Raw genomic sequence first — 13693 nt, forward strand, 5'->3', positions numbered from 1 at the left:
GGGTCCCTTCCTACCCCAACACCAGTGCCCCTCACCCGCCCCCACCCCCCCCCCGGGGGGGGGGCCGCGCCCGGGGCGGGGGGGGGGGCGGGGGGGGGGGCCCCCGGGGGGCCCCCCCCCCCCGCAGCCACACCCCGCCGTGCAGAGAGCGACGCCGGTTGATGAGGATCTCCGGAAATCCCCAGGGCTGCTCTTCGTTTCCCACTTGGTTGGCCCGGTCAAAGTTCGGACGAGGTGTTTGCGAGGTTGTGGTGCGGCCGGCGATTCCTCGACCGGCGGCTGACCGGGTCGGCACCTGGGTGGCCGCCGCCCGAGAGGTGTCCTCTGCGTGACAGCTATCCCGGTAGGGGGATGGAGAGGGCTGGCATCCGTACGGCCTCGCCGCGCAGTGCCCGCTGCAGCATGTCGCGCACTCGTTCGTCGTCCAGGACAGCCCGGTAGTCGTAGTACTCCTTGGACAGACGGCGGTCCAGGGACAGCGCGTGCTCCACGGCCGCGCGGACCTTCGGGCGCAGCGGCCCGCGTTGGGAGAGCGTCGCGACGGCGACCATCGCCGTCCGGTACCTGCTCGTCTCGTGCCAGGGCCGGTACTGCTGCCGCATTTCGCGGAGCCGACACGCCACCGAGTCCAGACCCGCCCCCGCAGGTGGCTCGCAGGGGATGGCGTCCCGGCCGTCCCACGCCGCCAGGACATCGGCTGCGGACAACAGCCCTCCCTTCTTCCATTCCGCCATCTGCGGGCGCAGGGCTTCGGCGTGCTCAGGCAGGGCGATCAGCGCGTCGTACGGGTCCGGGCGATGCGGGTCTCCCCCCGTCCAGCTACGCCCTTGCTCCCTGTGCACTGCCGTCAACCGCCACACCAGGCCCGGTAGTGCGCGAGGATCTCCGATCCGCGCCAGTGCCCAGCACGCGAAGTCCGCGATGGTGCCGTCCAGCCACTCGTCCCCGTTCAGGTCGTCCAGCAGCGCGAACAACCTGTCGGCGAACGGTGCGGCAGCCTTCCCCAGCATTGCCAGCAGGTGGGCGGCCCGTACGCGGACGCGCGGATCCGGATCGTCGAGCAACGCGCCGGCCATCGTCAGCAGCTCCGGACCGGCCGAGGGCCGCAGTACCAGCACCTGCCAGGCCGCGTCGAGCGCCGACACCCGCAGCTCGGGTTCACCGCAACGGGCCAGCCGGGCGGTGAACCGCGCCGCGACCGCAGCGGGCAAGTCCTCGGCCGTCGGCAGCACCAGGTCCGACAGCTCCGGACGGTAGTCCTCGTCAGCCGGATTCCACAGCAGCTCGACCGACGCCGGCATCGACGGATCGGTGAACAGGTCCACCAACCCATCGACCCGCCCGGCCGCGCCGTCCGGATCCAATCGGTTCAGGCCTCGCAGCGCCGCCAGCCGCAGGACAGGGGATCCGGCGACTGCGGCCAGGGCCGCTCGTGCCTGATCGTCGGTCGGTGTCGCGACCTGGCCCAGCCGCAGCAGGAGCCGGATCCTCATCGACGGCTCGATCTCCGTCCGCAGCCGGTTCGACAGCGGGCCCGGACGCTCCACCAGGTCAACCGCCCACCAGCGCACCTTCGGATCCTGGTCCGCGACCAGCGGCTCCGCGGCCGCGCGACACACCTGCCAGGCGGGCAGCCAGGCTGGAGGGATCCGCCCCGCGGGCTGGGACCGCGCGCATTCGACCAGCATGTTCAAGGCCAGCACCACCTCGTCGCGGGCCGGCAGTGCCGAGTCACGGGCGAGGGCGAGCACGATCGGCAGCGCGTCCGGTGCCAGGGCACTCATACCTCGCCGGTCCGAGTACATCGCGTGAGCCAGCCGGTACCCATCAGCGGGCTCGCTCGCCGCGATTCCCTGCAGCATCGCGATCAACCCCGCCGACCCGGGTTGCTGTTCGAGCCGTTCCCACACCTCATCCACTACGCTCACCGCCGCATCCTGGCAGCCGAAGAACGAATCGGACCAACGATTATCAGGCCGAGAGGCCGCGCCGACCAGGAGAACGACTCTGCCACGCGACGCCGGCCTCCCAGCTCGATCTCACGGCTGACTACTCGCGTCGGACCTTCCCGGACCAAGCGAAGAGCATCACCCGAAGGGTGGGGAGATCAACTGAGCAGGTTCGGCCAACCTCGGAGCACAGGATGGGGAGATTCGGGGCTCTGACCGGAGTTCCGTGAAACCCCAGGTCAGCGGCATGCATGCAGGATCGTTTCCCTGCGGGATGACCTCCGCGTGGATCTCCGCTCGATCGAGGATGTGCTGTTCCCCGGAGTCGATGTTGAACTGGAGCGGCTGACCGCCGGCCCAGAGATCGTGCTGGTGGAGGTGGCCGCGTGCGGCCCACCGGCCCGGCGCCCAAGCTGCGGAAGCCCAGGGAGACGGAGGCACTCCGCCTACTGGCGGACGTTGGCCGAACGCCCGCTTGCTGGAAGGAAGTTGGCGATACGTCTTCGGGTGCGGCGCTTCTTCTGCGACCGCGCCCGGTGCCGGCGGACGACGTTCGTCGAGCAGGTCCCCGGGCTGAGCGAGCGCCATGTACGTTCCAGCGTCGGGCTGAGGCAGTGGCTCCGGGCGGTCGCCACCGAGCTGGGCGGCCGGGCTGGCGAACGGCTCTGCCACAAGCTCAGCATCACCGCCGGCCGGACCCGCCTCCTTGGGCTGCTGGAGGCGCCCGAAGTGCCCGAGCGGGCACCTCGGGTCCTGGGCGTCGACGAGTTCGCCTTCCGCAAGGGCCGCACCTACGGGACCGTCCTCGTCGACGTCGAGACCGGCCGTGTCGTGGACGTGCTCCCGGACTGCACCTCGGAGACGTTCGCCGCCTGGCTGCGCGAACACCCCGGCGCGGAGATCATCTGCCGGGACCGCGCCACCGCCTACACCCGGGCGATCAAGGAAGCCGCCCCCGACGCGATCGAGGTTGCGGACAGGTGGCACCTGCTCCAGAACCTGTCGGCCGCGGTCGAGAAGACCTGCCACCAGCACCGCTCCTGCCTGCGCAAACACGTTGAACAGGAGGAGCCGCCGCCCGAACCTCCGGTGATCGACCTGCCTGTTCCGGAGCTGCCGCGCACGCCTCTCATCGAACGCACCCGTGACCGCTACGCGGACGTCCACCGGCTTCTGGAGCAGAAGTGGACGATCAGCGCCATCGCCCGCCACCTCGGCGTGGACCGCAAGACCGTGCGCCGCTTCAAGACCACGCCGCTGGACGAACTCCTCGCCTCCGCGAAGGACTTCGGCATCCACAAGGCCAGGCTCCTGGAACCGTTCAAGCCCTACCTGAACAGCCGCTTCATTGCCGGATGCACCAGTGGCACCCGGCTGTTCCATGAGATCCGGGAGCGCGGCTACACCGGCAGCATCCAGGTCGTGCGCCGCCACCTGGCCAAGCTCCGCGAGGGAGCGGCCGAGCCGGTCCGCGCCGACATCCCAGCCCGCGCCGCATCACCTCGTGGATCATGCGCCCGCGCGAGAAGCTATCGGATCAGGAGGTGGAGAAGCTGCTCGACGTCAGGATCGCCTGCCCGGACATCGCCCGGGCCTATGACCTGGCCCGATGCTTCCGCGACCTGCTGGTCAACCGGCGCGGTGGCATGCTGGAGTGGATCCGCCAGGCCGAGCAGGACGCCCCCACTCCGGTCCGCTCGTTCGCCGGCTTCCTGCGCCAGGACCTCGACGCCGTCACCGCCGGCCTCACCCTCGAATGGAGCTCCGGCAAGGTCGAGGGCAACGTAAATAGGGTCAAAGCGCTCAAAAGGGCCATGTATGGCCGGGCCTCGTTCCGACTCCTACGGATCCGCGTCCTCACCCGATCGTGAGCCCGGGGCCCTTCGACCAAGTACGCCTTAGACTTGACCGAATATCAGATTGCATGGGAAGCCCAAGAGGGAAACGCCACGGACATGGCGGGGCAGGGGGGAAGGCCGATGAGTGACTACGGCGAATACGCCGAGGTGGTACCTCGACTCCGAGAGAAGATGGCACGGTTCGAGAAGGCGATCGATCGAACCCGCAGCACTCATGCCGGCGACCCGATTGACGTGGTTCGAGGCGTACTGGCGGCCGAGCTGGCCAGCGAGGGCATCACCACAGAGGCCGCGATAATCGAGGAACTGGCAGGTCAGATCGCCAGCGGGCCCTGAGAACAGGTGAGGGCCCAGGGGTCCGGCGGCCGCTACAGGGCGGGTTTCACGGAACTCCGGTCAGAGCCAGATTCGGAGAGCGCCATCAGCCCTGCGCATCGTTCGGCCCCCAGGGTGCGGTTCGGCCCCGGGAGGCCCGGGAAGGGCCCTTCCCGGGCCTCCCGGTGCAGCTCCCAGTGCAGCCTCCTGCTGTGACTCCTGATGCAGCTCCTGATGCCGGCACCCCCGGCCCGGGCGCGGGGCAGCATCTGTGCAGCTCACAAGGCCAGCCAAGGTGGCCGGAAAGTCCGACATCCCTCTCTGCGCACCCCTGTCCTCCTGGTGGTGGGGGTGGGGGGTGGTGCGCTGTCGGGTAGTGGTGGGGCCTGCGGCGATGGCTGGCGGGCCCTTGTCGGACGACGTCAGAACGTCAGTGGGTCGCGACGCGAGATGTCAGTGGTCGGCGACAGTGACAGAGGCGTGTCAGTAGGTGGTGACGGCTCGGAGAGCATCCGCAGGCTGTACGCGGCGTGGCCGGGAAGGACGTCGATGAGGTCGCAGCACCATGTCGGCGACGGCGACATGCTCGCCGTCGCCCTGCGGCGCGGCGAAGCCAACGAGCCGGTCACCTTGATCGCCCGGTACCTCGGCGTCGGCCGCTCTACCCTCTACCGAACGCTGGCCGCATACGACGAAGTCGCCGCTACGATGTCCAGCCCCGGCGGACAGCGTGGTCGCGCGGCATTTTGAGCGTCGTCTGGCAAGCAAGGTGCGTCGGACCGACCAGTTTCCGCTGCCGCCCGAGCCTGGCCGATGGGGCCGTGTGAAGTACCGTCTGCGGCATCCGTGGCGGTGAGCCTCGCCGGACAGCCCGCTCGCTGCCCGGCGCATCACCGCCCTTTCGCCCTGTGCAAGCCACAGATACTTCCGATGTCGCCGGCCACTGACATTCTCGTGTCGCCCAACAGCCCGGCGTGGCCGTGCAGCCGGCCCTTTCCGGGCACGGTCCGTTCCCCGCCGGTCCCTGTCACCGCATCCGGCGATCCCGCGGTGTTGGCGACGAGCAATACTCCTACGCGCCGAATGCCGTCGGAAGCGTTACTGAAGGCGATGGCTCGGAGTCAGGACGGGGCAGGCTCGAAAATGTGGACAGCTTTTCCGCTGAGGTGCCGCTCGTCCGATGCGGGTTGCCGGACCGCACCGCGTCGAACGCGCAAGGCGGTACTGCCCTGTACTGCAAGGGAGTTGAGCCTCGCCCCTGCCGGTCGGGCTATATGCATCGCGATGCACGTCTGTCAGACTTCGGCCCGGACCATGCCGGACGTCGTCCGGATCGGAAGTCCGATGTGCTGACGGGCGAGGGGGCTGCTGGAGTGGAACCGGTGCTCATCCTTATCATCGTGCTGGTTGTACTGCTGGCCCTGGCCCGACCGATCCGGGTGATCCCGCAGGCCCGCGCCGCGATTGTGGTGCGCTTCGGCCGCTACAAGCGCACTCTCAACGCAGGCCTGAACATCGTTGTCCCGTTCATCGAACGCGTCCGCGCCCGGATCGACCTGCGCGAGCAGGTCGTGCCGTTCCCGCTGCAGCCGGTGATCACCCGGGACAACCTGGTCGTCAACATCGACACGGTGGTCCACTACCAGGTCACCGACCCGCGCGCCGCCACCTACGAGGTCGCCAACTACGCCGATGCGATCAAGCAGTTGACCGACACCACGCTGCGCAACATCATCGGCTCGATGGACCTCGAATCCATCCTGACCTCCCGCGAGGTCATCAACACCGGCCTGCGCAGCGTCCTGGACGAGGCCACCGGCAAGTGGGGTGTCCGGGTCAACCGCGCCGAGCTCAAGACGATCGAGCCGCCGACCTCCATCCAGGACGCGATGGAGAAGGAGACGCGCGCCGAGCGGGACAAGCGCGCGGCGATCCTGATCGCCGAGGGCCAGCGCCAGGCGCAGATCCTCAAGGCCGAAGGCGAGAAGCAGGCCGAGGTGCTCAAGGCCGAGGGCGAGGCCCAGGCCGCGGTGCTGCGCGCCGACGCAGGGGCGGTTGCGGGAGCCGTCGTCGGGGAGGACAGGGGAGCACCGGCCGCGCCGCCGTTGCCCCCACAGGCATTGCTCGGGCCCAGCCATCAACCGTTGAGGGGGGACGACCCGCGCAGTATCGGCCGCTATCAGCTGACTGCTCGGCTGGGCGAGGGCGGTATGGGGACGGTCTTCCTCGGGCGCTCTGCCGGGGAGCGCCTGGTGGCGGTCAAGGTCATCAGGCCGGAGCTGGCCGCGGACGCCGAGTTCCGCCGGCGGTTCGGCCGTGAGATCGAGGCCGTGCGCCGGGTCGGTGGATTCCACACCGCGCCGGTGGTCGCTGCCGACCCGCAAGGTGATCCGCCTTGGCTGATCACCGAGTACATCCCTGGCCTACCGCTGCACGAAGTCTTGAAGCATTACGGTGCGTTGCCGAGCCGGAGTCTGCACACTTTGGCCGTCGGTGTTGCCGAGGCGCTTGAGGGGATCCATGCCTGCAACATCGTCCATCGCGACCTCAAGCCGAGCAACATCATCATCTCCGGCACTGGGCCTCGCGTCATCGACTTCGGCATCGCTCGGGCGCTCGACGACACCATGCTCACCCGTTCCGGCCAGCTGATCGGCACGCGGGGATTCCTGGCCCCGGAGCAGTACATCGGAGGGCCGGTCACGTTCGCCACGGACGTCTACGCCTTCGGCATGGTGCTGTGCCATGCCGGAGGGGCGGTGCCGGTGGATGAGAGTGAGGTCTGGGAGTCCGTCCTCAGTCTGCTGCCGGCCCCACTGGCCGATCTGGTCGTCCGCTGTCTCGACCATGACCCCCACCGCCGTCCGACTCCCACTCAGATCGTCGAGGACCTCTCCCGAAGCCGCCCGGCCGCCGGGGACTGGTTGCCGCTTCCGGTGCGGACGATGGTCGACCTGCACAGCGCGTCCACCAGCTAGGTTCTGTCCGGCGGATCATGACGTCGTAGGCTCCAGATCATGCACAGCACCCTGACGGAGTATGCGCGGTGTCTCTACGGCGACGAGTACGGTCCCACTCCGGAGTGCGACCGCGACCACCAGGAGTTCCTCTTCGTCGAGCGGCTGACCTTCGCCGATGCGGAGGCGATCCTCGCCATGCTGGGTGAGCTCTGTCCGCACGTGGTTGATGGCCATCTGCCGGTCTGGATCCGGAATCTGGCCTATCGGCTGGTGCTTCTGCAGCGGCCGGACGAGCCGGCGCTGCTGCGGGAGGCTGCTGAGAACCTTTGGATGCACGGCCCGGACTGGGACGACATCGCAGCTGGCATGGTGGAGCGGGCCGACGCTCTGGAAGCAGGCTGATCACAGTGTCAGCCAGAGGCGGAACAGGAGCTGCTGAGACTGCTTGCCTCCGGGATGACGGACGAGGCTGCCGGCAAGCGCCTCGGTGTGTCGATGCGGACGGTCCGACCGCAGATGGCGACCCTGATGGAACGCCTGCAGGCGACCAGCCGCATCGAGGCAGGACTCAAGGCAGCCTGGCGCGGCCGGCTCTGAACCGGCCCGCCCCTGGTAGCCGAAGCCGGGCTCCGATCGTTCGGTGAGCGACTACCTCATCCGCCCGAGTCCCTGTGCCCTGCCGCGCCGCGGTCTTCGCCCTGTCCGGCGCCCGCTCGTTCCGTCCGGCCGCGCTGCCGTTCTCGGGCCGTAGGCCCTCAGTGCTGTTGTCATGCTGTCAGTCACGGCGAAGGCCGGCAGGGACGGTGGCTGCTCACTGACGTGCGGGCTGGTGGTTGTTCAGCTGTCCGGGTCGCAGACGGCGACGAGGTCTTGCCCGGCAACGAAGCCCGGAACCGGTCCGCCCACAGCGCGTGCGCAGCCTGCCGCTCGGCCTCCTCTCAGCCGCGAGGAGTCTGCCGGCTGCTCCTCGGCGAGCCCCTCTCGGGCCGCCCCCGGGTCACCGCCCCAGGATCCGAGCGTGGCCGGAGAACGCACGTCGCCAGGTCGCCGTCGGATAACCGCGTGCGCGTTCGTTCCGGCCGGCCTTAGGCTTGCCCGCCCGGGATGGTTCGGTTACTGGAGGTCGGGTGCGGGTCGCGGAGTTCCTCGGATGGGAGCGGGATCTGCCGCTGCGCTACCTGCTCGTCGAGGACGAGTCCGACCTGGAAGACACCGAGCGTGTCGCTCTCCTCGCACGCTGCGCCGATGTCGAGGGGCTGTACGTGGCCCCGGTGCCGCCGCCCCGGGAGGTCGTCACCCTGCGTGGCTGCCTCCGCGACAGCCTGCTCGTCGATCTGGCCACCCGTCCCGCCGCGGCGGGACGTCTCCTCGGCGACCTGACGGTGGAAGTCCTCGACGCGGACGACAGGAAGTCGCCGACCTCGGTCGAGCTCGTGGACGTGGCTGTCATCACCCACCGCCCCACGCCCGGCGACCCGGAGCGGGTCGACCTGGTCCTGGGCGCAGGTGTCGAGAACACCATGTACGGGGCCCTGGCCGTGCCGGAGGCTCCGACCTCTTTCCGCTTCGACGTCTGGCCGGCAAACCGGTGGAGTGCCGAGCCGCTCGGCGCCTGCCTCGAAGCGCGTGGGCTGTATCCGCAGCGCCCCCCGCAGCCGAACCCGATTCACCTGATCGGCTGCGAGCCCACCGAGGCACTGCTGGAACGGCTGAACGATCCCCGCCCCCGGCCGTGGGAGTGCGTGTGGCTGGCGGCGCTGGACCGCAACGGCCGGGTCATGCACCATCGAGGCGTGGACGTCGACATCACCGACGTCAGGCCCTCCGTCCTGGGCGGGGCCCTGCTCGACTTCACCCTCGCGGACCGTGGCGAGGGCCGCCCGGCCCCGGAGGCCCGCGCGATCCACGCGACCTGGTACGACGGCGAACCGGCCGAACCCAACCTCTGGGCTCCGCTCACCACCCGGGGCCGGTACGAGTGGCTGCACCTGACGACCAGCGGCCCGTACGGTCCCGGCATCGGCCGCTCGGGCGGCGAGTACCACCTCGACGGCCGCTTCGTCACCGACGTGCCGGGCCTGTACCTGGCCATCGGTGAGGCGGTTCTCGGGCCCGGCCGGGAACTCGGCAGGAGCCTGTTCTGGCTCCGTGACCGCCTCGGCGGCGGGCCGGCGGTCCTGCCGCCGTTCACCCTGGTCTGGCACGACTCCGACATCGCCCGCCACGCCCTCGCCGCCAACTCCGTCGTGAACGGGTCCTACTTCGACGAGGTCCTGGAAGTCCTCCGCGAGGGCGGCGTCACGGTCGCCTTGGACTGAAGCCCCTGGTCGAGTCGAGCGGACAAGAAGCCGATGCCGCGCGGCCCTCTCGGCGCGGGCCGAGCCGCCGGCCTGGTCGCCTCGGACGGCTGCACCAGGGCCGGGCAAACCATGTGGCGGCTGGACGGCACGGCCGAAACGGAGGCCGTGCGCCCCGCCTACGAGCTGCTCACATTCGACCTGCCCGACGGACGGTTCGTCCTGGGCTCGGCCGGCCCCGGCTGGTCCACGTGGGAGGTGTAGATGCGGCCGTATGTGCGTCAGGAGTACAAGCGGTGGGCGGGACGCCACCGTGAAGGTACCGGGCGACTGCTGACGCTGGGGGCCCCGTCACCGGGGGCCTTCCCAGCGGTCCCCCTGACACGCCGGCCTGCCGCCCGGCGGCGCGGGCGCTTGGTCGATGGCCGCCCCGGTCTGCGGGGCCGGCCTTGGTCCACCACGCAGCGCCTGCGCGTCTGCGCCCCGCCTCGCGCCTGGTTGTGCGAGAAGAGGGCCCCTTCGGGGCCGGCGCCTTCTGGCGGTCGACACTGTGGCGGATCGCCGACCACGCGCCAGCGCGGTGCGCCGCCACCGCGAAGGCCGCCGACCGGGCGGACCTGGGACGGCCGACGCCCGCGCCGAAGGGCGTCCGGGCCCGGTCCACACGTCTGCGCAAATCCGCTGCAGAAGGGCCGAGTCGACCACATCGGAGGCGCCGTCCTGGCATCATCCCCTCCGTGCCCGGGAGGGGCCCGGGTCACGTCGGACACCGGTAGAGCAGGTGGGGAGAACATGGACGCACGCATAGCGGTCACGGGCGGCGACGAGGTCCGGGAGACGGCTGAACTGTGGGAGTGGCTGCGCCACGAGCGCGAACTGGTCGGCCTGGTCCGAGCCGTGCCGACAGTACCCGCCGAGGGCGAACTGGGCGGGGCCGTCGAGGTGTTGGAGGTGGCACTGGGCAGCGGCGGCGCGGGCGCGGTCCTGGCCGGATCGCTCTCGACCTGGCTGCGGACCCGTCGCACGGACGTGACGGTCATCGTCACGACCCCGGCCCGCAGGGTCGAGCTGGACGTCCGGGGGCTCAAGCCCGAGGACGTCGCCCCCCTGCTGCGCGAGGTACTGAGCGGTGGCGATGACTGACCGGCCCGAGCCACCCGACTTCGCGAACTCCCGCGCGATCCTGATCGGGACGGGCACCTACCAGCGCAGCGGCTTCCAACCGCTGCCGGCCGCCCTCAACAGCCTGACCGCCGTCCGACAGGTGCTGACCGACCCCCGGCTGTGCGGCTGGCCGCCGGACCGGATCACCGCCATCCCCGACCCCAGCGACATCCGCGAGCTGCTCCCGCAGCTGCGCGAACTTGCCCGGGCGACCCGCGGAGTCCTGCTGCTCTACTACGTCGGGCACGGTGTGATCCTGCCACGCGGTCAGCTCTGCCTGACGCTGACGGACACCAACCCCGATCACCCCGACGCGGGCGGACTGGTGTACGACCGTGTCCGCGAGGTGTTCCTGGACAGTCCGGCCAAGGTCAAGGTCGTGGTGCTGGACTGCTGCTACTCGGGCCGCGCCATCGAGGCGCTGGCCGCGGGGGCGGACCCCGCCGGGGCCGCACACATCCGTGGGGCGTACATCCTGGTCGCCAGCGACCGGGCCGCCCACGTCGTCCCGCTGAGCGAGCAGGCCGAGGCGACCACGTCCTTCACCGGGACGCTGCTGGAGCTGATCCGGGAGGGCATGCCCGGCGGTCCCGTCTGGCTCACCCTCGGCGCCCTGTACCCGCACCTGCAGGACCGGCTGAGAGAGCGGGCACTGCCGCCGCCCAACCAGCTCGGCACCGATTCCGCCAACCTGTTCGCCTTCACCCGCAACGCCGCCCACCGGTCGCCCTTCGCCACGGCCCTGGCCGCCGCCTTCATCCGGGGCCGGAGCCACTGTGATGTCTCCCTGGAGCGACTGGCGCAGGAGAGCGGCCGCTCACCGGAGGAGGTCTCGTCCTACCTGTCGGGCGCGGCGATCGCCCCGCGCGACTTCGTCGACGCCTTCGTCGCCGCCCTGGAGCGGCACGGCGTCCCCCTGCCTCCGGGTCTCCTCGGCAAGCTGCACGAGCTGCGTCTGACGGAGCTGCGCGACAGCCCGCTGCCCGCCGTGCAGGTCGTGTATCTCCAGGAGGTCACCGAGCAACTCCGGGAGGCGGTCACGGTACTGACCAGGGAGCGGGACGAGGAGCGGCGCGGCCGGCTGGCGGACCGCGCTCTGGCCGCCCGGTTGGCGGCGCGGCTCACCGCTGAGGAGGAGCGCATCCGCCGCCTGCAGGAGTCCTCCGAGGAGAAGGACCGCAGGCTCGCGGCGGCCGTCGCGTTCGCCCACGCCCGGGAGTCGGACCTGACCGAGATCCGGCGCGAGGCCGAATCGCTGGGCCGGGAGCTCGGTGTCCTGCGACTCCAGGTCCAGCGGCTGATGGACCAGGCGGACGGCGAGCCCCTTCCCCCGCCCGACGCGGATCCGGTGATGGCCGTGGCAGTACCGCCACCGGTGCTCGCGCTGGCGACGGCCCCCGGTCCGGAAGCGGAGCGCACGGCCGTCCCCGTCGCGCGGGCGCAGCCGGCCGGTCCGCCGCGCCCACGTCCGTCCCGGCGCGCCCCGGTGCCCCTCGGCAGGGTGCTGGCCCAGGGCCTGCTCCTGCTGATCGGCCTGTCCGTGGTGGGTGCGGGCTTCGACCGGTTCCTCGACGAGAGCGTTCGGGTGACGGCGCATCAGGGCGCCCCGGCCTGCGGCAGACCGGGGATCGCGGCGGGGGTGGACTGCCTCAGACCGGAGACCGGGCGGGTCACGGCGAAGTTCTCGGAGGACGGCGAGGCATCGACCGCGTACAAGATCTCGGTGCTCCGCGACACGGCGTCCGGCACCGAGACCTACACCGTCGGGAAGCGGTTCTACGACGACGTGGACTCCGGCACTGAGGTGGACCTCAAGGTCTGGCTGGGCCACGTGGTCGAGACCTCGTACCACGGCCACCGGGCCGACGTCCCCCTCTACGACCGGTGGGAGATGGTGCTGGTGGCCCTGCTGATCGGCGTGGGGACCAGCGTCGCCGTCCTGGGTGGTGTCCTGGCACGCCTGAACAACCCGGGGGTCCTGTGGGGCGCACCCGTGGCGATCGGTTTCACCTCCTGGATGGGCTCCAGCATCTTCGTGCAGGCGGAGTTCTCCCCCTGGGTGACGATGCCCGTGGGCGTGTTCTGCTGGCTCCTCGCGTCCGCCGCGACCTGGGGCTTCGCGACGGTCTGACGAGCCCGCCCGTTCACCCGTCCGTCCCCCGCCCGGGTTTCCTCCGGACCGGGGACGGGCGGGCCGCCCCACCGGCTGCGGACCCACCGGCTGCGGACCCACCGGGCCGTATACGGCTCCGCAGCTGGTCGACCGGCTGATGGAGGAGCTCGGCTTCGGCTTCCTGGCCGGCGGAGCGGCTCCACCTGGTCGGCAGCACCATCGGCCGCGGGCCCGGGCCGATCCGCTACCGCGACATCGAGGCGTGGCGGTTCGGCGTCGGGGCCCGGGCCGGGGGCGACGGTGCCGGGCAGTGACGGGCCGCCCCCGCCCGACGTCGGCAGGCGGTCGGGCGGTCGGGCGGTCGGGCGGTCGGGCGGGTGGCCGGCGGCCCGGGTCAGACGACACAGCGGCCGTAGTCGCCCCGCAGGAAGACCAGCGGCGGGCCGGTCCGCTGGACGGCGAGGTCGCGGACGGTGGCGGTGACGAACCAGTGGTCGCCCGCCGCCACCTCGCCCGCCGGCTCGCAGTCCAGCCAGGCGAGCGCGTCGACCAGCGCGGGGCAGCCGGCCGGGGTCAGCCGGTACGGCACCTCCCAGCGGGCCGGGTCGCGGGCCGCGAACCCCCGGCACACCTGCTGCTGGTCCGCGGCCAGCACGTTGACGCAGAACCGGCCGGCCGCGCGGATCCGCGGCCAGCTGGTCGAGGACTTGGCGGGCAGGAAGCCCACCAGGCGCGGGTCCAGTGACACCGAGGTGAAGGTGCCGACGATCATCGCGGGCGGTGGCTGCGCCGGGGCCGGCGGCGGTGCGGTCACCAGCACCACCCCGGTGGGGTAGTGGCTGAGCACCGACCGGAACCGGTCGGCGCAGACCGGTGCTCCGCTCAGGGTGGAATCGGACATGGCAGCAGTGCTCCTTCCCTCCCGGGTCGGGGGGGGGGGGGGGGGCCCCCCCCGCGCCCCCCCCCCCCCCCCCCCCCCCCCCCCCCCCGCCCCCCCCACCCCCCCCCGCCCGCCCCCCCCGCCGCAGGACACGCC

The 13693-nt window shown here is 71.2% G+C and carries 10 protein-coding genes and 4 pseudogenes; 12 read left to right on the forward strand and 2 right to left on the reverse strand.

Annotated elements, in window-relative coordinates; all coding sequences use genetic code 11:
* Positions 1-335: 335 nt before the first annotated feature.
* The gene (locus tag ACIRST_RS33485) at positions 336-1928 is read right to left on the reverse strand and encodes a HEAT repeat domain-containing protein (protein WP_402807107.1); all 1593 of its coding nucleotides are present in this window, start codon (positions 1926-1928) and stop codon (positions 336-338) included.
* Between the two features lie 399 nt (positions 1929-2327).
* Here ACIRST_RS33485 and ACIRST_RS33490 point away from each other — a divergent pair.
* The 12 genes and pseudogenes from ACIRST_RS33490 to ACIRST_RS33545 form a co-directional block, all read left to right on the forward strand.
* A pseudogene (locus ACIRST_RS33490) lies at positions 2328-2996 on the forward strand (ISL3 family transposase); the annotation flags it as partial.
* Positions 2997-3460: 464 nt separating this feature from the next.
* On the forward strand, positions 3461-3820 hold the full coding sequence (locus ACIRST_RS33495; protein WP_402807109.1) for a transposase: 360 nt from the start codon (positions 3461-3463) through the stop codon (positions 3818-3820).
* A 108-nt stretch (positions 3821-3928) separates the two neighbouring features.
* Positions 3929-4144 (forward strand): hypothetical protein, encoded by a 216-nt coding sequence (locus ACIRST_RS33500; RefSeq protein WP_402807112.1) that lies wholly within the window; start codon positions 3929-3931, stop codon positions 4142-4144.
* Between the two features lie 528 nt (positions 4145-4672).
* Positions 4673-4873, forward strand: coding sequence for a helix-turn-helix domain-containing protein (locus ACIRST_RS33505; protein WP_402807115.1), 201 nt, complete (start codon positions 4673-4675; stop codon positions 4871-4873).
* Between the two features lie 623 nt (positions 4874-5496).
* Positions 5497-6201 (forward strand): annotated as a pseudogene (locus ACIRST_RS33510) (SPFH domain-containing protein); the annotation flags it as partial.
* Between the two features lie 111 nt (positions 6202-6312).
* A pseudogene (locus ACIRST_RS33515) lies at positions 6313-7101 on the forward strand (serine/threonine-protein kinase); the annotation flags it as partial.
* Positions 7102-7140: 39 nt separating this feature from the next.
* Positions 7141-7485, forward strand: coding sequence for a hypothetical protein (locus ACIRST_RS33520; protein WP_402807117.1), 345 nt, complete (start codon positions 7141-7143; stop codon positions 7483-7485).
* A 21-nt stretch (positions 7486-7506) separates the two neighbouring features.
* A pseudogene (locus ACIRST_RS33525) lies at positions 7507-7680 on the forward strand (helix-turn-helix transcriptional regulator); the annotation flags it as partial.
* Positions 7681-8210: 530 nt separating this feature from the next.
* Positions 8211-9401 (forward strand): hypothetical protein, encoded by a 1191-nt coding sequence (locus ACIRST_RS33530; RefSeq protein WP_402807120.1) that lies wholly within the window; start codon positions 8211-8213, stop codon positions 9399-9401.
* A 33-nt stretch (positions 9402-9434) separates the two neighbouring features.
* Positions 9435-9644 (forward strand): hypothetical protein, encoded by a 210-nt coding sequence (locus tag ACIRST_RS33535; RefSeq protein ID WP_402807122.1) that lies wholly within the window; start codon positions 9435-9437, stop codon positions 9642-9644.
* Positions 9645-10172: 528 nt separating this feature from the next.
* The gene (locus ACIRST_RS33540) at positions 10173-10523 is read left to right on the forward strand and encodes a hypothetical protein (protein ID WP_396551773.1); all 351 of its coding nucleotides are present in this window, start codon (positions 10173-10175) and stop codon (positions 10521-10523) included.
* Positions 10516-12675, forward strand: coding sequence for a caspase domain-containing protein (locus tag ACIRST_RS33545; RefSeq protein ID WP_402807229.1), 2160 nt, complete (start codon positions 10516-10518; stop codon positions 12673-12675). The genes ACIRST_RS33540 and ACIRST_RS33545 overlap by 8 nt, the downstream gene beginning before the upstream one ends.
* A 376-nt stretch (positions 12676-13051) precedes the next feature.
* Here ACIRST_RS33545 and ACIRST_RS33550 read toward each other — a convergent pair whose 3' ends face one another.
* Complete coding sequence (locus ACIRST_RS33550) at positions 13052-13558, reverse strand: flavin reductase family protein (protein WP_350525844.1); 507 nt, start codon at positions 13556-13558, stop codon at positions 13052-13054.
* Positions 13559-13693 lie beyond the last annotated feature (135 nt).

Origin of the sequence: Kitasatospora sp. NPDC101447 (genome assembly GCF_044767225.1) — a bacterium.
Lineage (GTDB): Bacteria > Actinomycetota > Actinomycetes > Streptomycetales > Streptomycetaceae > Kitasatospora.